Origin of the sequence: Rhodopseudomonas palustris (assembly GCF_034479375.1) — a bacterium.
Taxonomy (GTDB): domain Bacteria; phylum Pseudomonadota; class Alphaproteobacteria; order Rhizobiales; family Xanthobacteraceae; genus Rhodopseudomonas; species Rhodopseudomonas palustris_M.
In genome coordinates, this window is sequence record NZ_CP140155.1 from 1,326,913 (window position 1) to 1,348,352 (window position 21,440).

The 21,440-nt window shown below is 63.9% G+C and carries 20 protein-coding genes; 14 read left to right on the forward strand and 6 right to left on the reverse strand.

Annotated features, from left to right (window positions below; genetic code table 11):
- Positions 1-45: 45 nt before the first annotated feature.
- The 11 genes from SR870_RS05850 to SR870_RS05900 all read left to right on the forward strand — a co-directional run bounded on the left by SR870_RS05850 (position 46) and on the right by SR870_RS05900 (position 9,387).
- A complete protein-coding gene (locus tag SR870_RS05850) occupies positions 46-363 on the forward strand; it encodes a septum formation initiator family protein (RefSeq protein WP_322517082.1) in 318 nt (105 codons plus the stop codon).
- A gap of 151 nt (positions 364-514) precedes the next feature.
- Entirely contained in the window at positions 515-1,549 is a 1,035-nt protein-coding gene (pdhA, locus tag SR870_RS05855; RefSeq protein ID WP_322517083.1) for a pyruvate dehydrogenase (acetyl-transferring) E1 component subunit alpha, read from the forward strand.
- Between the two features lie 89 nt (positions 1,550-1,638).
- Positions 1,639-3,048, forward strand: coding sequence for a pyruvate dehydrogenase complex E1 component subunit beta (locus SR870_RS05860; RefSeq protein WP_322517084.1), 1,410 nt, complete (start codon positions 1,639-1,641; stop codon positions 3,046-3,048).
- A 4-nt stretch (positions 3,049-3,052) separates the two neighbouring features.
- Positions 3,053-3,349: a DUF5076 domain-containing protein gene (locus SR870_RS05865; RefSeq protein ID WP_011441656.1), complete on the forward strand. Its 297-nt coding sequence runs from the start codon at positions 3,053-3,055 to the stop codon at positions 3,347-3,349.
- A 12-nt stretch (positions 3,350-3,361) separates the two neighbouring features.
- Entirely contained in the window at positions 3,362-4,795 is a 1,434-nt protein-coding gene (locus SR870_RS05870) for a pyruvate dehydrogenase complex dihydrolipoamide acetyltransferase (RefSeq protein ID WP_322517085.1), read from the forward strand.
- Positions 4,796-4,856: 61 nt separating this feature from the next.
- Complete coding sequence (locus SR870_RS05875) at positions 4,857-5,282, forward strand: endonuclease domain-containing protein (RefSeq protein WP_322517086.1); 426 nt, start codon at positions 4,857-4,859, stop codon at positions 5,280-5,282.
- A gap of 2 nt (positions 5,283-5,284) precedes the next feature.
- Positions 5,285-6,706, forward strand: a complete 1,422-nt coding sequence (gene lpdA, locus SR870_RS05880) for a dihydrolipoyl dehydrogenase (RefSeq protein ID WP_322517087.1) — start codon at positions 5,285-5,287, stop codon at positions 6,704-6,706.
- Between the two features lie 243 nt (positions 6,707-6,949).
- Positions 6,950-7,372: a hypothetical protein gene (locus tag SR870_RS05885; RefSeq protein WP_322517088.1), complete on the forward strand. Its 423-nt coding sequence runs from the start codon at positions 6,950-6,952 to the stop codon at positions 7,370-7,372.
- Positions 7,359-8,180: a tetratricopeptide repeat protein gene (locus tag SR870_RS05890; RefSeq protein WP_322517089.1), complete on the forward strand. Its 822-nt coding sequence runs from the start codon at positions 7,359-7,361 to the stop codon at positions 8,178-8,180. Before SR870_RS05885 ends, SR870_RS05890 begins: the two co-directional genes overlap by 14 nt.
- A 62-nt stretch (positions 8,181-8,242) precedes the next feature.
- A complete protein-coding gene (locus tag SR870_RS05895) occupies positions 8,243-8,704 on the forward strand; it encodes an NUDIX domain-containing protein (protein ID WP_322517090.1) in 462 nt (153 codons plus the stop codon).
- 284 nt (positions 8,705-8,988) lie between these two features.
- On the forward strand, positions 8,989-9,387 hold the full coding sequence (locus SR870_RS05900) for a hypothetical protein (protein ID WP_322517091.1): 399 nt from the start codon (positions 8,989-8,991) through the stop codon (positions 9,385-9,387).
- Positions 9,388-9,495: 108 nt separating this feature from the next.
- On the opposite strand, the gene SR870_RS05905 is transcribed toward SR870_RS05900, so the two are convergent.
- From SR870_RS05905 to xth, 6 genes are all read right to left on the reverse strand, one after another.
- Entirely contained in the window at positions 9,496-10,248 is a 753-nt protein-coding gene (locus SR870_RS05905) for an ABC transporter ATP-binding protein (RefSeq protein ID WP_322517092.1), read from the reverse strand.
- Complete coding sequence (locus SR870_RS05910) at positions 10,245-11,015, reverse strand: ABC transporter ATP-binding protein (protein ID WP_322517093.1); 771 nt, start codon at positions 11,013-11,015, stop codon at positions 10,245-10,247. Before SR870_RS05910 ends, SR870_RS05905 begins: the two co-directional genes overlap by 4 nt.
- Positions 11,012-12,247: a branched-chain amino acid ABC transporter permease gene (locus SR870_RS05915; protein ID WP_322517094.1), complete on the reverse strand. Its 1,236-nt coding sequence runs from the start codon at positions 12,245-12,247 to the stop codon at positions 11,012-11,014. Before SR870_RS05915 ends, SR870_RS05910 begins: the two co-directional genes overlap by 4 nt.
- A 4-nt stretch (positions 12,248-12,251) precedes the next feature.
- On the reverse strand, positions 12,252-13,259 hold the full coding sequence (locus SR870_RS05920; protein WP_011441647.1) for a branched-chain amino acid ABC transporter permease: 1,008 nt from the start codon (positions 13,257-13,259) through the stop codon (positions 12,252-12,254).
- Positions 13,260-13,480: 221 nt separating this feature from the next.
- Complete coding sequence (locus SR870_RS05925; RefSeq protein WP_322517095.1) at positions 13,481-14,833, reverse strand: substrate-binding protein; 1,353 nt, start codon at positions 14,831-14,833, stop codon at positions 13,481-13,483.
- A gap of 548 nt (positions 14,834-15,381) precedes the next feature.
- The gene (gene xth / locus SR870_RS05930) at positions 15,382-16,173 is read right to left on the reverse strand and encodes an exodeoxyribonuclease III (protein WP_322518209.1); all 792 of its coding nucleotides are present in this window, start codon (positions 16,171-16,173) and stop codon (positions 15,382-15,384) included.
- A gap of 148 nt (positions 16,174-16,321) precedes the next feature.
- Between xth and SR870_RS05935 the strand changes: the two genes are divergently transcribed.
- The 3 genes from SR870_RS05935 to SR870_RS05945 are packed head-to-tail and all read left to right on the forward strand — an operon-like array spanning position 16,322 to position 21,436.
- Complete coding sequence (locus SR870_RS05935; protein ID WP_322517096.1) at positions 16,322-17,452, forward strand: efflux RND transporter periplasmic adaptor subunit; 1,131 nt, start codon at positions 16,322-16,324, stop codon at positions 17,450-17,452.
- 4 nt (positions 17,453-17,456) lie between these two features.
- On the forward strand, positions 17,457-20,585 hold the full coding sequence (locus SR870_RS05940) for an efflux RND transporter permease subunit (protein WP_322517097.1): 3,129 nt from the start codon (positions 17,457-17,459) through the stop codon (positions 20,583-20,585).
- Positions 20,585-21,436, forward strand: coding sequence for an amidohydrolase family protein (locus tag SR870_RS05945; protein WP_322517098.1), 852 nt, complete (start codon positions 20,585-20,587; stop codon positions 21,434-21,436). Before SR870_RS05940 ends, SR870_RS05945 begins: the two co-directional genes overlap by 1 nt.
- Positions 21,437-21,440: the final 4 nt, after the last annotated feature.

Below are 21,440 nucleotides of genomic sequence, written 5' to 3' on the forward strand. Positions count from 1 at the left end.
GCCACCGTTAGCGCTGCATTAACCGCGCTGTCGCATGGTCGCTCCATGGTCACCCGCAGCCGCCTCAAATCGATCCTCGCCGGGGTCGCGCTCTACGCGATCGCCGCGGCGGTGATCGCGTATTTCGGCATCAACGCCTATACGGGACGCTACGGGCTGACCGCGCAGCAGGAGCTCGACCAGGAGATCATCGCGCTGACCTCCGAACTGGTTCGGCTGAAGCATGAGCGCGCCGAGGGCGAAAAGCGCGTGGCGCTGCTGCGGTCGGATCGCCTCGACCCGGACATGCTCGACGAGCGCGTGCGCTATCAGCTCGACTTCGCCAATCCGGCCGATCTGGTGCGGATGAATCCGCAGCGTTGATCCGCATATTCCAAAAACCCACACAAACGATGTCGAAAGTTTCGCTTCGTTGCAGTGCGGCAAACTGAATTGCGTGCTGCGGCGCGCGGCTCCTTTCACGACCGATTAAGTTACGGTAGAGAGGCTGATCTTCTCTCTCATCGGAATCGCCATGGCCGCACCCAAGAAGAGCGCCGCGAAGGAGACGGGGCACGACAAAGAGTCTGCGCCGAACAAACCGCGGGTCCCGGATTTCTCCAAGGAACAGGAGCTGCACGCGTTCCGCGACATGCTGCTGATCCGCCGCTTCGAAGAGAAAGCCGGCCAGCTCTACGGCATGGGTGCGATCGGCGGGTTCTGCCATCTCTATATCGGCCAGGAAGCCGTCGTCGTCGGCATGCAGATGGCGCTGCGCGAGGGCGATCAGGTCATCACCGGCTATCGCGACCACGGCCACATGCTCGCCTGCGAGATGGACGCCAAGGGCGTGATGGCCGAACTGACCGGACGCCGCGGGGGCTACTCCAAGGGCAAGGGCGGCTCCATGCACATGTTCAGCATGGAGAAGCACTTCTACGGCGGCCACGGCATCGTCGGCGCGCAGGTCTCGCTCGGCACCGGCATCGCCTTCGCCAATCGCTATCGCGACAATGGCAGCGTCTGTCTCGCTTATTTCGGCGACGGCGCCTCCAATCAGGGGCAGGTCTACGAGAGCTTCAACATGGCGGAGCTGTGGAAGCTCCCCGTGGTCTACGTCATCGAGAACAACCGCTACGCGATGGGCACGTCGGTGACGCGTTCGTCGGCGCAGACCGATTTCTCCAAGCGTGGCATCTCGTTCAACATTCCCGGCGAGCAGGTCGACGGCATGGACGTTCGCGCGGTGAAGGCCGCGGGCGACAAGGCGGTGGCGCATTGCCGCGCCGGCAACGGCCCCTACATCCTGGAGATGCAGACCTATCGCTACCGCGGCCACTCGATGTCGGACCCGGCGAAGTACCGGACCCGCGAGGAGGTCGACAAGATCCGCAACGATCAGGACCCGATCGAACAGGTGCGGCAGCGTCTGCTCGGACTGGAGATGACCGAGGACGATCTGAAGAAGATCGACGCCGAGATCCGCAAGATCGTCAACGAGGCTGCCGATTTCGCGCAGAACGATCCCGAGCCCGATCCCGCCGAACTCTACACCGATGTGTATCGCTGATGATGTCCGTCGCTGACGCCGATTGCGCCGAATGCGCTGGTGCCGCTACGCGGCGATCACGCGCATGATTGAATGACTGCGGAGCCCAAATGCCAACTCAAGTTCTGATGCCCGCGCTGTCGCCGACCATGGAGAAGGGCAACCTTTCGAAATGGCTCAAGAAGGAAGGCGACAAGGTCAAGAGCGGCGACGTGATCGCGGAGATCGAGACCGACAAGGCGACGATGGAAGTCGAAGCCGCCGATGACGGCACGCTCGGCAAGATCCTGATCCCCGAAGGTACCAACGACGTCGCGGTCAACACCCCGATCGCGACCATCCTGGGCGACGGCGAAAGCGCCGCCGATGCCGACAAGGCGTCCGACCCGGCCGCGCAGACCAAGAGCGCGCAGTCGGCCCCGCCGGCCGCCGCGCCGGAAGCCGCCGAAGCGAAGTCCACGCCGGCGCCCGCGCAGGATGCCCCTGAAGCACCTGTCGTCTCTGCGCCGGCCGATCCCGATATTCCCGCCGGCACCGAGATGGTGACGCAGACCATCCGCGAAGCGCTGCGCGACGCGATGGCCGAGGAGATGCGCCGCGATCCCGACGTGTTCGTGATGGGCGAGGAGGTCGCCGAGTATCAGGGCGCCTACAAGGTGACGCAGGGCCTGCTGCAGGAATTCGGCGAACGCCGCGTGATCGACACCCCGATCACCGAGCATGGCTTCGCCGGCGTCGGCGTCGGCGCGGCGATGACCGGGCTGAAGCCGATCGTCGAATTCATGACCTTCAATTTCGCCATGCAGGCGATCGACCAGATCATCAACTCCGCCGCCAAGACGCTGTACATGTCCGGCGGCCAGCTCGGCTGCTCGATCGTGTTCCGCGGGCCCAACGGCGCGGCCTCGCGCGTCGCCGCTCAGCACAGCCAGGACTACTCGGCCTGGTACGCGCAGATCCCTGGCCTCAAGGTGGTCTCGCCGTCGACCGCCGCCGACTACAAGGGCCTGCTCAAGGCCGCGATCCGCGATCCCAATCCGGTGATCTTCCTCGAACACGAGATGATGTACGGGCAATCCGGCGAGGTGCCGAAGCTCGACGACTTCGTGATCCCGATCGGCAAAGCGCGCGTCGCGCGCGAAGGCAAGGACGTCACGCTCATCTCGTGGTCGCACGGCATGACCTACGCGCTGAAGGCCGCCGAGGAACTGGCGAAAGACGGCATCGAGGCCGAAGTGATCGATCTGCGCACGCTGCGACCGCTCGACACCGATACCATCATCGCCTCGGTGAAGAAGACGGGTCGCGCGGTCGCGGTCGAGGAGGGCTGGCAGCAGAACGGCGTCGGCGCCGAGATCGCCGCCCGCATCATGGAGCACGCGTTCGATTATCTGGATGCGCCGGTCAAGCGCGTGTCCGGCAAGGACGTGCCGATGCCGTATGCCGCCAATCTCGAAAAGCTGGCGCTGCCGAGCGTCGCCGAAGTCGTCGAGGCGGCCAAAGCCGTCTGCTATCGGTGAGGCCATGACCGGCCCCAAGCAACAGCCGCTGCCGCCGGACGTGGTCGGCCGCGAGGACGCCACAGAGGTGCTGCGCGCCTTCGTGCTCGACGGCGGGCTATCGATCGCGTTCATGCGCGCGTTCGAGGAGCCCGATATGTGGGGGCTGCTGCTGGTCGACATCGCCCGCCACGCCGCGCGCGCCTATGCGCGCGAGAGCAACTACACCGAGGACGAGGCGCTGGGCCGCATCGTCGAGATGTTCGAGGCCGAGATCGCGCGCCCGTCCGATCTGGGCAGCACCACCGAACGGCCGCAGTAAGGTATTCACGCCATGCCGATCAACATTCTGATGCCCGCGCTGTCCCCGACCATGGAGAAGGGCAACCTTGCGAAGTGGCTGAAGAAGGAGGGCGACCAGGTCAAGAGCGGCGACGTCATCGCCGAGATCGAGACCGACAAGGCGACGATGGAAGTCGAGGCCTCCGACGAGGGTACGCTGGCGAAGATCCTGGTGCCCGAGGGCACCCAGGATGTTGCGGTCAACGCCGTGATCGCGGTGCTCGCCGGCGACGGCGAGGATGTGGCGGCGGCCGGAGCGGGGGCGGGCAAGGCGGAAGCGCCGAAGCAGGACGAGAAGAAGCCCGCGGCATCATCCGTCGAGACGCCCGCTGCGCGGGCTCCTCAGGATGAGGGCAGTGCCGCTGGGAAGGGTGAGGCAGGTAAGGATGATGGCGACAAGCCGGCCGCGAACTCGGCCCCTCGCCCTGAGGAGGGCGCGAAAGCGCCCGTCTCGAAGGGCGGTGCGACACAGTCCCAACCCGCGCAAAACAACGGCGCCCGCGTATTCTCGTCGCCGCTGGCGCGGCGGCTTGCAAAGGATGCCGGCATCGAACTCGGCCGCGTGGAAGGCACCGGCCCGCATGGCCGCGTCATCGCCCGAGACATCGAAAAGGCGAAAGCCGGCGGCGGCCTCAAGGCGCCTGCAGCGGCAGCGTCGTCCGCTGCGCCCAGCGTCGCGCCGTCGCTGTCCGACCAGCAGATCCGCGCGCTGTATCCCGAGGGCAGCTACGAGGTGGTGCCGCATGACGGCATGCGGCGGACGATTGCGCAAAGATTGACGCAGTCGACCCAGACCATTCCGCATTTCTATCTGACGATCGACTGCAACCTCGACCGCCTGATGGCCGCGCGCGAGGACATCAACGCGGCTGCCCCCAAGGACAAGGACGGCAAGCCGGCCTACAAGCTGTCGGTCAACGACTTCGTCATCAAGGCGATGGCGATCGCGCTGCAGCGCATCCCCGACGCCAACGTGTCGTGGACCGAAGCCGGAATGCTCAAGCACAAACATTCCGACATCGGCGTCGCCGTCGCGATGCCGGGCGGACTGATCACGCCGATCATCCGCAGCGCCGAGACCGCATCGCTGTCGTCGATCTCCGCGCAGATGAAGGATTTCGCCGCGCGCGCCCGGGCGCGCAAGCTGAAGCCCGAAGAGTACCAGGGCGGCACCACCGCGGTGTCCAACCTCGGCATGTACGGCATCAAGGACTTCACCGCGGTGATCAACCCGCCGCACGCCACCATCCTGGCGGTCGGCACCGGCGAGCAGCGCCCGATCGTTAGGGACGGCAAGATCGAGATCGCCACGATGATGAGCGTGACGCTGAGCTGCGACCACCGCGCAGTCGACGGCGCGCTCGGCGCCGAGCTGATCGGTGCCTTCAAGACACTGATCGAAAATCCTGTGATGATGATGGTGTAGCTTTTCTTCCCTCTCCCCTTGTGGGAGAGGGTGGCCGCCGCAGGCGGCCGGGTGAGGGGGCATGATCCAGCGTGTGCCGCATCAACAACGCGCTTTTGCGAAGACGCTTCGCGCAGGCGCTACCGATGCGGAACGTGCTCTTTGGCGGCTATTGCGGTCGCGACGGCTGGCTCACCTGAAGTTTCGCCGCCAGGTGCCGATCGGCTCATGGATTGTCGATTTCGTCTGTTTCGAGCAGCGGTTAATCGTGGAAGCCGACGGAAGTCAGCACGCCGATAGCGAGAGCGATCAAGTGCGTGATCGGGACCTGATGGACCGTGGCTTTCGCATCCTTCGCTTCTGGAACAACGATATCCTCGCGCGTTCGCAAACCGTGCTCGAGTCGATCTGGGATGCCGTGCCCGACCCCTCACCCGGCTGCGCGCCTGACGGCGTGCAGCCACCCTCTCCCACAAGGGGAGAGGGGAAGACAACAAAGAGCGAGTAGTTATGTCCGACACCTCCTTCGACGTCATCATCATCGGCTCCGGCCCCGGCGGCTATGTCGCTGCGATCCGGGCGGCGCAGCTCGGCTTCAAGACCGCGATCGTCGAGAAGTCGTATCTCGGCGGCATCTGTTTGAACTGGGGCTGCATCCCGACCAAGGCGCTGCTGCGATCGGCCGAGGTCTATCATCTGATGCAGCACGCCAAGGACTACGGGCTGTCGGCGGACAACATCGCGTTCGATCCGAAGGCGGTGGTGGCGCGTTCGCGCGGCGTGTCGAAGCGGCTCAATGACGGCGTCGGCTTCCTGATGAAGAAGAACAAGATCTCGATCATCTGGGGCGCCGCGACGATCGACGCGCCGGGCAAGATCACGGTCGCGGCCTCGAAGACCGAGGCGCCGAAGGGCGCGCTGGGGCCGGGCAGCTATCAGGCCAAGCACATCATCGTTGCCACCGGCGCGCGGCCGCGCGTGCTGCCGGGGCTGGAGCCGGACAGGAAGCTGGTCTGGACCTATTTCGAGGCGATGGTGCCGGAGACCATGCCGAAATCGCTGCTGGTGGTCGGCTCCGGCGCGATCGGCATCGAATTCGCGTCGTTCTTCCACACTATGGGCGCCAAGGTCACCGTGGTCGAGGTGCTGCCGCAGATCCTGCCGGTCGAGGACGCGGAGATCGCCGCCCTCGCGCGCAAGCGGTTCGAGAAGCAGGGCATCAAGATCCTGACCGGCGCCAAGGTGACCAAGTTGGACAAGAAGGCGGACAGCGTCGTCGCCACCATCGATCCCGGCACCGGCAAGGTCGAGACGCAGGAATTCGACCGGGTGATCTCGGCGGTCGGCGTGGTCGGCAATGTCGAGAATCTCGGACTCGAGAAGCTCGGCGTGAAACTCGACCGTGGCACCATCGTCACAGACGGCCTGGGCCAAACCAGCGTCCCCGGCATCTATGCGATCGGCGACGTCGCCGGTCCGCCGATGCTGGCGCACAAGGCCGAGCATGAGGGCGTGGTCTGCGTCGAGGCGATCAAGGGCTTGCATCCACATCCGCTCGACAAGAGCCTGATCCCCGGCTGCACCTACTGCCATCCGCAGATCGCCTCCGTCGGGCTGACAGAGGCGAAGGCGAAGGAGCAGGGGCGGGAGATCCGCGTCGGGCGCTTCCCGTTCACCGCCAACGGCAAGGCGATTGCGCTCGGCGAGGATCGGGGCCTGGTCAAGGTGATCTTCGACAAAAAGACCGGCCAACTGCTTGGCGCTCATATGATCGGCGCCGAAGTCACTGAGCTGATCCAGGGCTACGTGGTGGCGATGAACCTCGAGACCACCGAGGAAGAGCTGATGCACACCGTCTTCCCGCACCCGACGCTGTCGGAGATGATGAAGGAAGCGGTGCTGGACGCCTATGGCCGTGTCCTCAACGCCTGACGCCTTCCGCATTTTACCGTACGTAGGGTGGCCGCGCAGCAACGGTTGTTGCTGTGTCGCAACAGTTCCGGATCATTTAACCGTCTTTGACGGTCGTTGGTAGGCGCGCCGCTTTTTAGCCACACCGCTCGATGAGATCATGATCCAAAGACAGACCGATCGACAACAGGTCTGGGTTGTTGGGTATGTCTCCGCCGCGACGGGCTCCGAGGGCCAGTTCGTGGTCGGCGAAACGGGTGCGCAATGGACGTCTTGGTGCAGGGCAGATCGACGGTTCGCGGTCGCGGGATGACAGCGGCCTCGGCGCATGCGCGCGATCGGCTTGCCACATCGCTCTGTTTCGGCCGCGCTGAAACCTTCAAAAAGTCATCGTGTGCCGCGGGTTCGAAACTGGTCGGCCGTCATGTCGCCAAAGACATGAAGGAATGTGTCGGCTTGCAACCGACGAAGACGATCTTGCTCAATCACAGCACCCGCACCGAAGTTGGATCGGCCTCGACCGGGGCCGGGGATGCCTTTGACAGAAAGTTGACCTCCGCCCAACCGGTTTCGCGCAAGTCCAAAGCGCGGGCTCGGAAGACCAACATTCGGTTGGGGGCGATTTGGATGAAGTCCCGGCTGAAGCCGGGTCTGGCCCGCGAGATGCAATACGATGCGGATGTTTGAGCGTACGACCTTTGTTGCTTTGATGATGGGCGCCACGGCGGCCATCGCGCCGGCGTCCGCCTTCGAGGGCACCCCCGTCAATCCCGAGAACACCGCGATCCCGGTCGCCTCGTCGCAGCCCGGTACCGCGCCGGTGCTGAAGAAGGCGATCCCGACGGAGGCTGCGACCACGTCGTTGACGGCGCTGCAATATGCCGCCGAAGGCGGCCACCCGATCGCGCAATGGCGGCTCGGCCGGATGTATGCCGACGGCAATGGTGTGGTCCAGGACGACCTGCGTGCGTTCGACTATTTCAGCAAGATCGCCAACGCCCATGCCGAGGACAGCCCGTCCGCGCCGCAGGCCGCGATCGTCGCCAACGCCTTCGTGGCGCTCGGCCGCTATTATCTCGACGGCATCCCGAATTCGAAGATCAAGCGCGACACGGAACGGGCACGGGAGATGTTCTCCTACGCGGCGTCGTATTTCGGCAATGCCGACGCGCAATACGATCTGGCGCGTCTGTATATCGACGGCATCGGCATGCCGCGCGATTTCCGCTACGGCGCGCGCTGGCTCGGTCTGGCGGCGCAGAAGGGCCAGCACCAGGCCCAGGCGATGCTCGGACAGTTGCTGTTCAACGGCGAGAAACTGCCCCGGCAGGCCGCCCGCGGCCTGATGTGGCTGACGCTCGCCCGCGACAGCGCCGCGCCGGATGAGGCCTGGATCAAGGACAGCTACAATCGGGCGTTCGCCAAGGCCTCGGACGACGATCGCGCCATGGCGCTGCAGATGCTCGAGCATTGGGTGCAGGGTCGGCGGGACTGATGCCGAGCGGGCGCTTCGCTTTGAGTACGCAACCTCTCCAAAGTAGGCGCGGGCGGTCGGCGTTGAGCGAGGCGAATGGCGACCCTAGCACTCGCGTTTCCGCACGCGTTATTCTGTTGTCTTCCGAGGGTGAGGTTCTTCTGATCCGCTTCGCTGTTCTGCGATCGGCACGCGAATTCGTATTTTGGGCGACGCCAGGTGGCGGTGTCGAATTGGGTGAGACTCCGTTGGCGGCCGCGCACCGTGAGCTGCTGGAGGAACTTCAGCTCGAAACCAATCTCGAAGGGCCAGTGCATTCGGTAACTGACAGTTTCGAGCATAAAGGCTCGCTGATTCAGGGCCGAGACATCTTCTTTGTCGGCCGTTGTGACCGCGATCGCGTTCGATTGCATGGCGCAACTGAAGAAGAGCGATCAGCGATGCAAACGATACGATGGTGGAAATCGGAAGAGATCGAGCAGACGGAAGAAACAGTATTTCCGAAGGACCTTGCGCAGGTGTTGGCGCGTATCGCTCGGTCGTAGCGTCCGGCTCAAGCCGTCTCCAGATTTGCAGGCTTGCAGCGCAACAGCAGTCGCCCGGTTGTTTTCCTTTTGCGGCTCCGCGAGACACCGTCCGCGCCCTGGAACTGAACAGGGTACCAAAGACGTCCGATGCGGATCGCAAGCTACCTACTTCTCGATCGTATCCATGTCATTTCGACACGATATTGTCCTTTGAAGGTTTTCATCGGCTCGAACCGTCGCGCCGACTGAGCAATATGCGGATCGAAACTTCGGGCCAGCTAACCCCTCCGATTTGAGGACGCATGAATCGATTGCTCGCGGCCGCATCAGGCCTTGCTGCCATTGCCGCCGCCATCCACATTTTCATGGGTGGCAGTGGCGTCGTCGATCCCCTGTTGACGTCGACTCTGGAGATCTGGCCGAAGCTGGTTCTCTACGCTGTCTGGCACATGGGTTCGGCAGCGCTTTGCCTGTCCGCAGCCGCCTTGTTCATTGGCGGCCTGCCTCGTCACGCAAACGCCTCGCGCTATCTGGTCTGGTTCATTTCGGTGCTGTGGTGCTGCTTTGCCGGCGTGTTCCTGGCCATCATCGCGGGTCAACCGGAGTCGGGCTGGCTGTTTAAACTGCCACAGTGGACGCTGTTGTTGCTGGTCGGGCTGCTTGGCCTGTGGGCCAGTTTCCGGACAATCAAGCGCACCTGACGACGGACATGGCACCCCGCCTTCGGCCGACTGATGAACGGAAAAGCACGGCTCTGCCCGCAACGCTGGATGCTCGATCCAGATCTTGCGTGTGATGAAGCCTCCGGCTTAGATCGCAAGATAGCGGTGGCGCAGATCCTCGCTGTCGAGCACTTCCTTCGCGGAGCCGTCGAACACCACCTCGCCGGTATCGAGAATCACTGCGCGATCGGACAATTCCAGCGCCGCGACCGCATTCTGCTCGACGATGATGCTGGTGATGCCGGCGGCGCGGACTTCGCGCAGCGCCTTGGCGATGTCGTGACGCACCACCGGGGCGAGGCCCTCGTAGGGTTCGTCCAGCAGCAGCAGTTTGAGGTCGCGGGCGAGGGCACGTGCGATCGCCAGCATCTGCTGCTCGCCGCCCGACAGCGTCACGCCCTCCTGTTTGCGCCGCTCCGCCAGTCGCGGGAACAGCTCGTAGATGCGCTCGAACTGCCAGCCCTTGCTCCCGGAAATGATCGCGAGCTGCAGGTTCTGCTCCACGGTCATGCCGGGGATGATCCGGCGATCTTCCTGCACCAGTTGCACGCCGGCTTCCGCCGCGAAGTAGTTGGGCTTCCCGTGCAGCTTGACGCCATCGAGCATGACTTCGCCGCTGTGCAGTTCCGGTGTCGAGGCGCGGGCGATCGCTCGCAGCGTCGACGTCTTGCCCGCGCCGTTGCGGCCGAGCAGCGCCAGGATCTCGCCCTTGTTGAGCGTGAACGAAACGTTCTGCACGATGTAGCTGTCGCCGTAATAGGCATTGAGGCCACGGCAGGAAAAGAACGGAGCGGCTCCGGCATGACCTGCAATGGAACGCTCGACTGTCTTCGTGCTCATACCTGTTCCTCGCCGAGATAAGCCTCGATCACCTTCGGATTGCCCTTGATCTCCTCGGGCACGCCCTGCGCGATCACGCGTCCGCCGGCCAGCACGGTGATGCGGTCGGCAAGCGAGAACACCACATGCATATCGTGCTCGATGATGACGATGGTCATCCCCGAATCCTTGATCTGCCGCAGGATCTCGATGGTCGCATTGGTATCCGCGCGGGCCATGCCGGCGGTCGGCTCGTCGAGCAACAACAATTTCGGCTTCTGCACCAGCCCGATCACCATCTCGAGCCGTCGCTTGTCGCCGCGCGACAGCGCGCCGGCGAGGTGATAGAGGTGCCCCCCGAGGCCGCGCTCGCGCAGCTCCTGGATGGCACGTTGGCCGATTTCGCCCTGCTCGTCGAACCGGGACAGCAGCTTGAGCCGGAACGCCCCGTCGCGATGCGACAGCATCGCCATCATCACGTTTTCGAGCACGGTGAGATCGGCGAAGATTTCCGGCGTCTGGAACACCCGCGCCACGCCTAGCTGGTTGATCTCGTAGGGCTTGAGACCGGTCAACTCGGTGCCGTGGAACATCACCTTGCCCTGGGTCGGCGGCAGCACGCCGACGCAGACGTTGAGCAGCGTCGACTTGCCGGCGCCGTTCGGCCCGATGATCGCGTGGGTCTCGCCCTCGCGGATGTCCAGATTCACGTCGGCCAGCGCGTGCAGGCCCGCGAAGGTCTTGTGGACGTGGTCGATGTGCAGGACGATGTCGTTGGTCGCAATCATGGCGCAACGGCCCTCTTCTTCTCGGCAGCCTTGCTCTCGGCGACCTTCTTGTCGGCCTCCGCCGCGCCGTGGCTCGACGGCATCTCCTCGATCACGCTCTCACCGAGGCCATCGCGCTGCGGCGAGTCGCCGAGCGACTTGACCCTTGGCGTGTGCTTGAAGCCGAGCAGCCGGTTGATGCCTTCCATGATGCCGCCGGGCAGGAAGCACACCACCGCCATGAACAACAGGCCAAGGGTGAGCTGCCAGCCTTCGCCGACGAACAGGCCGGCGGTCTTCACCACGCCGTCGCGGACGGCATCGGGAAGGAACGCAAAGATGAGCTGGAGCTGCTGCTCGTTGTAGGCCGAGAAGATGTTCTCGAAATACTTGATCAGGCCGGTGCCGAGCACCGGACCGAGCAGCGTGCCGGAGCCGCCGAGGATGGTCATCAGCACCACCTCGCCCGACGCGGTCCACTGCATGCGCTCTGCGCCGACCAGCGGATCGGTCGCCGCCAGCAACGAGCCGGCCAGGCCCGCGAACATGCCGGAAATCACGAAGGCGGACAGCAGATACGGCCTGGTATGATAGCCGGTATAGCCCATCCGATTCTGGTTCGACTTGATCGCGCGCAGCGTCATGCCGAACGGCGAGCGGAAGATCGCGATCGACAGGCCGAACGCCGCCACCAGCACCGCTCCGCAAATGTAGAAGCCGGTCCATCCGGTGATCGGCAGGCCGAGCAGCGACGGCGTCGGCGACACGTAACCAAGCGCGGCGTCGAGATGCCGCGGATCCTGCCGCAACACCCGCAATCCGGTCTCGCCATTGGTGATCGGCGTCAGCACCGAATACGCCATATTGTAGCACATCTGCGCGAAGGCCAGCGTCAGGATCGAGAAGTAGATGCCCGAGCGCCGCAGGCTGATGAACCCGATCGCCAGCGCCAGCAAGCCTGCGAGGATGACCGAGAACGCCACCGCCGGCAGCAGGTCCATCGAGACCAGCTTGAACGACCACACCGCGGCATAGGAGCCGACGCCGAGAAACGCGGCGTGGCCGAACGACAGATAGCCGGTGAGACCGAACAGGATGTTGAATCCGATCGCGAAGATGCCGTAGATCGCGAATTTCTGCAGCAAGTCGGGATAGCCGGCGCCGATCGGGGTGAAGATCACCGGCCCGAGCGCCACCACGATGGCGAAGCCGATCAGGAGAGCGATGTCGGCGAATTTGGAGGTGTGCTTCATCTGATCAGCTTTCCATCACGCCTTTGCGCCCCAACAATCCGCGTGGGCGCACCAACAAGATCACGACGGCGACCAGATAGATGATGATCTGGTCGATGCCCGGCACCAGGCTCTTGACCTCGTTCATCGAGGCAAACGACTGCAGAATGCCGAGCAGGAAACCCGCCAGCACCGCACCGGGCAGCGATCCCATGCCACCGACCACGACGACGACGAATGACAGCACCAGAAAATCCATCCCCATGTGATAGTCGGGCGGCACGATCGGCGTGTACATCACCCCGGCCAGACCGGCGACGACCGCCGCGAGCCCGAACACGATGGTGAAACGGCGCTCGATGTTGATGCCGAGCAGGCCGACCGTCTCGCGGTCCTGCATGCCGGCCCGCACGACCATGCCGAAGGTGGTGAGTTGCAGAAAGGCGAACACCGCCGCGATCACCGCCAGCGAAAACGCCAGATAGACGATGCGCCAGTACGGATAGACGATCGCCTCGGTCAACTGCAGGCTGCCGGAGAAGATCTGCGGCGCGGACTGCGCGATCGGATTGGCGCCGAAGAAGTGCTTGACGATCTCCTGCAACACGATGGCGAGGCCGAAGGTGACCAGGATCTGGTCGGCATGCGGGCGCTTGTAGAAGAACCGGATCAGGCCGCGCTCGATGATGATGCCGATCAGCAGCATCACGGGAATCGCCAGCAGGATCGACGCTGGCACCGAGTAGTCGATCAGAATTTTGCCCCAGTCGCCGAGCATCGCCTGGACGTAGGGCGTCTTGACCTCGAGCGGCGAGCCCCACGGGGTGGTCCGCGTTGGGTCGACTTTGACGATTTCCAAAGTCAGGAGCTTGTTGAACACCACGGCGCAGAACGCGCCGAGCATGAACAGCGCGCCGTGCGCGAAGTTCACCACGCCGAGCGTGCCGAAGGCGAGGGTCAGCCCGAGCGCGATCAGCGCATAGGCTCCTCCTTTGTCGAGGCCGTTCAGGATCTGCAGAAAAATGGCGTCCATGCGTCGTCAATCTCCCATCGAGCCACGCGCGGCGCGTGTCCACGAAATCGTCCGGCGACGAGAATCGTCACCCTGAAACTGGTATTGGCTGTACGAGCGTTGCCATGTCGTGACGACTACCGTCGCAAGACACAGCCGGCCGGCTGCGTCGCTGGAACGCAACCGACCGGAATAGGAGTCAGGCCTACCGAATTGCTTGCGGTAAATCCGACAAGGTCAGACTATCCGCACTTCTTGGCGTCCTTGGAGCCGAGTTCGCCGCCGAAGATGCTCGGGTCGTAGGTGACCTGAGACGCCGGCACGATCTTCCGAACCTCGAGCAGGTCGAACTTGTCCTTGGGCTTGTCCTTGCCCTGCACGACCAGCACGTCCTTGAAGCACTGATGATCGGCGGCGCGGTACAGCGTCTTGCCGTTGCCCATGCCGTCGAACTCGAAGCCCTCCAGCGCCTTGATCACCGCCGTTGGGTTGAAGCTGCCGGCGCGCTCGCAAGCGTCGGCATAGAGCAGCGCTTGAACGTAACAGGTCTGCGCCGCCTGCGACGGCGGCGTACCATAGGCCGCGCCGAACGATTTGGTGAAGGCGCTGGTGGCTGCGTCTTCCAGCTTCCAGTCCCAATTGGCCGTGCCGTAGATGCCCTTGATCGCATCGCCGGCGCCTTGCGCCATCAGTTCGGAGAACAGCGGCACCACGATCTCGAACTTCTTGCCATTCGCCATCTTGTCACGCAGGCCGAACTGCACCGCCTGGGTCAAGGAGTTGATCATGTCCTTGCCATAGTGGTTCAGGATCAGCACGTCGGCGCCCGAATTGAGAACCGGCGTGATGTACTGCGAGAAGTCGGCTGCGCCCAGCGGGGTGCGCACCGCCTTGGCGGTCTTCCAGCCCTGCTTCTCGGTGGCGTCTTTCATCGACTCTTCCTGGGTCCAGCCCCAGGTGTAGTCGGCGGTCAGGTGATACGCGACGCGGTCCTTGCCATAGGCCTCGGCGAGTACCGGACCGAGCGCGACGCCCGACATGTAGGCGTTGAAGAAGTGGCGAAAGCCGTAGGCTCGCTTGTCCTTGCCGGTCGTGTCGTTGGAATGGGTCAGGCCGGCCATGAAGATCACGCCGACGTCCTGGCACAGCGACTGCACAGCGACCGCTTCGGCGGACGAGGAGCCGCCGGTGATCATGATCGCGCCGTCCTTCTCGATCATCCGCTTGGCGGTGGCGCGCGCTTGGTCGGCCTTGGTCTGGGTGTCGCCGGAGACGTATGCGACCTTCTTGCCGAGCACGCCGTTGCCCTTGAGCGCCAGCGGCTTCATCGTCTTGAGCATGCCGCCGTCGCCCTCGCCATTGAGGTGCTTGACCGCGAGCTGATAGGCCTTGAGCTCGTCCATGCCTTCGTCGGCATAGGCGCCGGACTGCGGCACGTTGAAGCCGAACGTGACTTCCTTGCCCTTCGGCATGTTGCAGAAGTCGTCCGCCCAGGCGTCGCGGATGAAGAACGTCGGTGTTGCCAGCGCGGCCGCACCAGCGAGACCGGTCTTGAGAACAGTTCTACGATTGATGATGAGCTTGTCGTTCGCCATGTTTCCTCCTCGGCGTTCATAATATTCGGTGCTTCTTGTTACCGGCGCTCTCACACATGCGAGATCGTTCGGCCAGAGCTTTGGTCGCTTCTGGTTGCATGTTCGTGTTTCGGGGTTGAATCCGTCAACCGCTACGTTCGGTGTAGATGGATGGCAATTAGTTCGCTGAAAAACCAATGGTGCAATGCAGCGGGCGCGCGGACAAATACAATGCGAGGCCTTGCAGAGCGTTGGTTTCGGCGCGGTGTAGTGAGCCAGGTCTGCTCATCGCGGCGTATGGAGGCCGCTCGGTCGCCGATTCAATCGTCGCGTCAAATAGCCGCGGTAACTGCGCGGTTTGACATCGAAAAGTTCGGCGGTATCCGCTGATGTAATTGCAAATGGGCCTGCCATGGCTGAGATGCCGCGGCTGGATTGATACCAAGTGGCGTCCGTCTCCTGGATCAGTGCCGACACGGCTTCGCGAATGGTGATCACGAAGGACTGCGCCGTGCTTCGCCTTGCTCAGTTCTGGCTTGTCACAGAGTTGTGTTCTGATCCACGTCGCGTCAGCCCACGTCCAGATCCAAATCCGCCCACACCGGCACATGGTCGGACGGCTTTTCCCAGTTCCGCACGTAAGCGTCGATGCCGACATTGCGGAGCCGGTCGGTAGCCTGCGGCGACAGCAGCAGGTGGTCGATCCGCAGTCCCCAATTCTTCTGCCAGGCTCCGGCCTGGTAGTCCCAAAACGTGTATTGCCCTGGAGCGTCTGTGGTGGCGCGCAGCGCATCGGTCAGGCCGAGGCCGAGCAGGGCCTGGTAGCTTTCGCGCGTCTGCGGCCGGAACAGCGCATCGTTGAACCAGCCGGCCGGATTGTGAACGTCGGCGGGCTGCGGAATGACATTGAAATCGCCGGCCAGGATCAGCGGCTCCTCGGTTTTCAGGCGCTGCTGTGAATATTCAAGAAGCCGCGACATCCAACTGAGCTTGTAAGGATATTTCTCACTCTCCACAGGATTGCCGTTGGGCAGATAGAGGCAGGCGACACGGACCACGCCGCGCTTCAGCGACACCACGCCTTCGAGGAACCGTGCGTGCACGTCGTTGTCGTCGCCGGCGAGGCGGGGGGTGGCTTCCTCCAGCGGATATTTCGACAACAGGGCGACGCCGTTGAAGGTCTTCTGGCCGTGGGTGACGACGTTATAGCCCAGCGCTTCGATCGGCTCGCGCGGGAACGCTTCGTCGACGCATTTGATCTCCTGCAGGCAGACCACGTCAGGGTCGCACTCCTTCAGCCAGCTCACCAGATGGTCCAGCCGCTGCCTGACGGAGTTCACATTCCAGGTGGCGATCCGCATGTCATGATCCGTCGATAAAAATCCCGGCTGCTGCCATACCATGCCTGCGGGGGCTGTGGTAAGCCTCAGAAAAATCGGGCGTAATGGCGCCTCGGGAGCGAGCGGGCGGCGGATTCCGTCCGCCGCGCCAAGTTCGAAGCGGAGCGTCATGACGAAACGTCGCTGGATCATCGCCTCTTGCATTTTGGGCGCGGCTGCCGTGGCGGCAATTGCCTTGCGACCGTACTGGTCCGAAAGCCAGGTCGCATCCAAAGGCGCGCAACGGCCGCGGGTGGTGTCGGTCGAGCTGGTGAAGGCGATCCGCAAACCGATCCCGGTCGATGTCGACGCGATCGGCATGGTGACGCCGATCTCCAGCGTCGCGCTGAAATCCCGGCTCGAAACCACCATCGTGGACGTCCATTTCGAGGACGGTGCGCGGGTCAACCAAGGTGATCTGCTGTTCACGCTCGACTCGCGACAGATCGACGCCCAGATCGAGCAGGCCGAAGGCAATCTCGCCCGTGACCGCGCCCAGCTCGCCGGGGCCGAGCGAGACCTGCGCCGCTACAACGAATTGATCGGGAAAGGCGCCACCACCCAGGTCAACCTCGACAACGCCAAGACCCAGGCCGACATTCTCGCCGGAACCATCAGGGGCGCGCAGTCGGCGCTGGACAATCTGCGGGTCCAGAAGAGCTTCACCGCAATCCGCGCGCCGTTTTCCGGCCGGATCAGTGCCGCCAACGTCAAGATCGGCAATTTCGTCCGCCCGGCCGACACCGCGCCGCTGGCGACCATCAATCAGATGGCGCCGGTCTACGTCACCTTCGCGGTCCCGCAGCGGGTGCTGGTCGATCTGCGCGACGCGATGAAGGCGGGAGCCACCAAGGTCGTCGCCACCATTCCCGGCAGCAGCCGCTCGGAAGAGGGCAAGGTGGCGATGGTCGAGAACACCGTCGACGCCACCACCGGCATGGTCACGGTCCGCGGCGTTATGGACAATCGCAACGAGACGCTATGGCCGGGGACGCTGGTCAATACCAAGCTGACCGTGCGGACCGAGGAGGCCGTGGCCGTGCCGACGGTGGCGGTGCAACGCAGCCAGAGCGGCAATTTCGTGTTCGTGATCAGGGATGGCGCCGCGCATATCCAGCCGGTCACCGTCAGCCGCACCTTCATGGGGGAGTCCGTGATCACGGACGGCCTTGCGGGCGGCGAAGACGTGGTGACGGATGGCCAGTTGCTGCTGTCGGAAGGCACCAGGGTCGAGCCGCGCAGCCGCAAGGCCGGAGCCTGAGATCATGACCCTTTCCGAGCTGTGCATCCGCCGGCCGGTGCTGACCACGCTGATTACCGCGTCGATCATCGCCTTCGGGATCTTCGGCTACCGGCTGCTACCGGTCTCGGCGCTGCCGAAAGTCGACTTCCCGACCATCGCGGTCACCGCCACCCTTCCGGGCGCCAGCGCCGACACCATGGCGGCGTCGGTCGCCGGCATCATCGAGCGGCAACTCTCGACGATCGCCGGCATCTCGTCGATGTCGTCGAATTCGTCGCAGGGCACGTCGGTCATCACCATCCAGTTCGACCTCGGCCGCGAAATCGACGCCGCCGCGCTCGACGTGCAGACCGCGCTGACGATCGCGCAGCGGCGACTGCCGATCGAGATGACCACGCCGCCGAGCTTTCGGAAGGTGAACCCGGCTGAATTCCCGGTGCTGTTCGTGGCGCTGAGTTCGCCGACGTTGCCCTTGTCGGCGGTCAACGAGTACGGCGACATCACGATCGGGCAGGCGCTGTCGCAGATCCCGGGCGTCGCGCAGGTGACGATCTACGGCGCGCAGAAGTTCGCCATTCGGGTGCAGGCCGATCCGGAAGCCGCCGCGGCACGCGGGCTGTCGCTCGAGGATATCCGCGTCGCAGTGGCGCGCGCCAATTCCTCAACCCCGGTCGGCACCATGAGCGGGCCGAAGCAGGACTTCGCGCTGCAGGCTTCCGGCCAGATGGACAAGGCGGCCGACTACCGCCACATCGTCGTGGCGTGGCGCAACGGCTCTCCGGTCAAACTCGATGAAGTCGCCCGGGTCTACGACAGCGTCGAGAACGACCGGCTGGCGACCTGGTTCAACGGCGAGCGCTCGATCGTGCTGGCGATCCAGAAACAACCCGACGCCAACACCGTGGCCGTGGTCGATGGCGTTCGCGCCAAGCTGCCGTCGTTGCGGGCCCAGATCCCGCCCTCGGTCGCGATGACCGTGATGATGGACCGCTCGGTGTCGGTCCGGCAGGCGGTGTTCGACGTCCAGGAGACGCTGGCGATCGCCGTCGTGCTGGTGGTCATGGTGATTTTCCTGTTCCTGCGCAAGGCGTCGGCGACTTTCATCCCGGCGCTGGCGGTGCCGATCTCGCTGCTCGGCACCTTCGCTGTGATGTACATGCTCGACTTCTCGATCAACAACATGACGCTGCTGGCGCTCACGCTGTCGGTCGGCTTCGTGGTCGACGATGCTATCGTCATGCTCGAGAACATCATGCGCCACATCGAGCACGGCATGCGGCCGTTCGATGCGGCGCTGAAGGGCGCGCGCGAAATCGGCTTCACGATCATCTCGATCACGTTTTCGCTGATCGCGGTGTTCATCCCGGTTCTGCTGATGGGCGGCATCGTCGGCCGCGTGTTCCGCGAATTCTCGATCACCATCGCCGTGGCGATCCTGGTGTCCGGATTCGTGTCGCTGACGCTGACGCCGATGTTGTGCGCGCGAATGCTCAAGGCGCACGACCCGCACAAGAAGGAGAACATCGTCCTGCGCGGCTTCGAGGCGATGTTCAGCGGCTGGCTGCGCGGCTACGAATGGGCGCTCGACCGGGTGCTGGCGCACAAATTCCTGATGCTGCTGGTCACTTTCGCGACGCTCGGCGGCACGATCTATCTCTACATGGTGGTGCCGAAGGGGTTCTTTCCGCAGGAGGACACCGGCTTCATGATCGGCGTCACCGAAGCCGCGACCGACACCTCGTTCGAGGCGATGAAGGAACGCCAACTCGCGCTGGTCGACGTGATCAAGACCGATCCCGCTGTCGACTACATCAACAGCACGGTCGGCGCCGGCGGACCGAATGCCACCGCAAACTACGGCCGGCTCTTCATCGCGCTTAAGCCGATCAAGGAGCGCGATCCGGCCGCCAAGGTGATCTCCCGGTTGCGGGAGAAAGCGGGGCAGATCCCCGGCATGCAGGTGTTCTTTCAGAGCATCCAGAACCTCTCGATCGGCGGACGCATCTCCAAGAGCCAGTATCAATATGTGATGCAGAGCGGCGACACCGAGGCGCTGTACCGGCTGGCGCCGGAGATGCGCGACAAGATCGCCAGATTGCCGGGCCTGCTCGACGTCACCACCGATCTCTACATCAAGAACCCGCAGATGACGATCGAGATCGATCGGGAGAAGGCGGCGGTCTACGGCATCACCGTCGATCAGGTCCGCAACCAGCTCTACAACGCCTATGGCGCGCGGCAGATCGGCACCATCTACATGCCGTCGAACGACTACCAGATCATCCTCGAGGTGCAGCCGCAGTTTCGCGGTGATCCGAACGACATCTCGAAGCTGTATCTCAAGACCGGCAACAACCAGACCATTCCGATCGACGCGGTGGCGAAGATGGTGCCCACCGTCGGCCCGCTGCAGATCAATCACCAAGGTCAGCAGCCCGCGGTGACGATCTCGTTCAATCTCGCGGAAGGCCAGTCGCTCGGCGCCGCGGTCGATCGCATCACCCAGATCGAGCAGGAGTCCAATTTGCCGGTCACGATCGTGACCGGGTTCTCCGGCACGGCCCAGGTGTTTCAGGAAAGTCTGCGCGGGCAGGGCGTGTTGATCCTCGCTGCAGTGTTCGCGGCGTTCGTGATCCTCGGCATCCTCTACGAGAGCTTCATCCACCCGATCACGATCATCTCGGGGCTTCCGTCGGCCGGCATTGGGGCGATCCTGACGCTGATGCTGTTCAAGATGGAGCTGTCGGTGATCGCGATGATCGGCATCGTGATGCTGGTCGGCATCGTCAAGAAGAACGCGATCATGATGGTCGACTTCGCGCTGGAGCGGCGACGGGTCGGGCTTTCGGCCGAGCACGCCATCCGCGAGGCGGCGCTGCTGCGCTTCCGGCCGATCATGATGACGACCTTCGCCGCGATCTTCGGCACGCTGCCGATCGCGCTCGGCACCGGCGCCGGCGCCGAACTGCGCCAACCGCTCGGCGTCGCCGTGGTCGGCGGGCTGTGCGTTTCGCAATTGCTGACGCTGTTCATCACCCCGGTGATCTACATCTATCTCGACAGGATCGACCGGAAATTGAAGCGCCGGCTCGAGCCGCAGCACGAGGAACTGCCCGACGGCGAGCGCCCGCGCGCGGTGGCGGCGGAGTGATGCGGCGCTTGTTCGTTCGTCGCTTGGCCGCGAGCCTCGTTGCGATCGGGGTGCTCGGACTGGCGTCGGATCGAACCAGAGCCGACGAGCCGATCGAAATCTTCGACGCGCATCTGCACTACAACTGGGAGCCTACGCCGTACTATCAGCCCGACGAGGTGTTGGCGCTGCTTAAGCGCCATCGCGTCACCGGCATCCTGGCGACCAGCCGCCCCAACAAGGGCACGCATGTGCTGATGGACGCCAAAGCAAACGGGCTGCAGATCGTGCCGTTCATCCGGCCCTACCGGGTGCGGCCGGACATCCAGACCTGGTTCAAGGACCCGGTGATCTTCGAGCTGGTGCAGGACGAATTCAAACGCGGTTACTACCGCGGCATCGGTGAATTCCATCTCACCGGATCGGCGGCCGATACCGAAGTGGTCAAGAAGACCGTCGATTTCGCGGTCGCGCACGACCTCTATCTGCACGCTCACGCCGACGAGGAAGCCGTCGAAATCCTGATGCGGCACAATCCGCGCGCCAGGATCATCTGGGCGCATACCGGGTTCGGCCTGTCGTCCGATCGCGTCGCCGCGCTGCTGGCGAAGTATCCGAAGCTGTGGGGTGAGTTGTCCTATCGCAGCGGCATCGTCGGCAACGGCGGCGCGCTGACGCCCGAATGGCGCGGGCTGTTCGAGCGGTTTCCGGATCGCTTCCTGCTCGGCTCCGATACCTGGGTCAACGAGCGTTGGGCCGCCTATGGCGAGATCATGGCGGGCTATCGCGCGTGGCTGTCGCAACTGCCGCCGGCGATCGCGGCCAGGATCGCGCACGGCAACGCACGGGCGCTGTTCCCGGACGCGCGCTGATCGG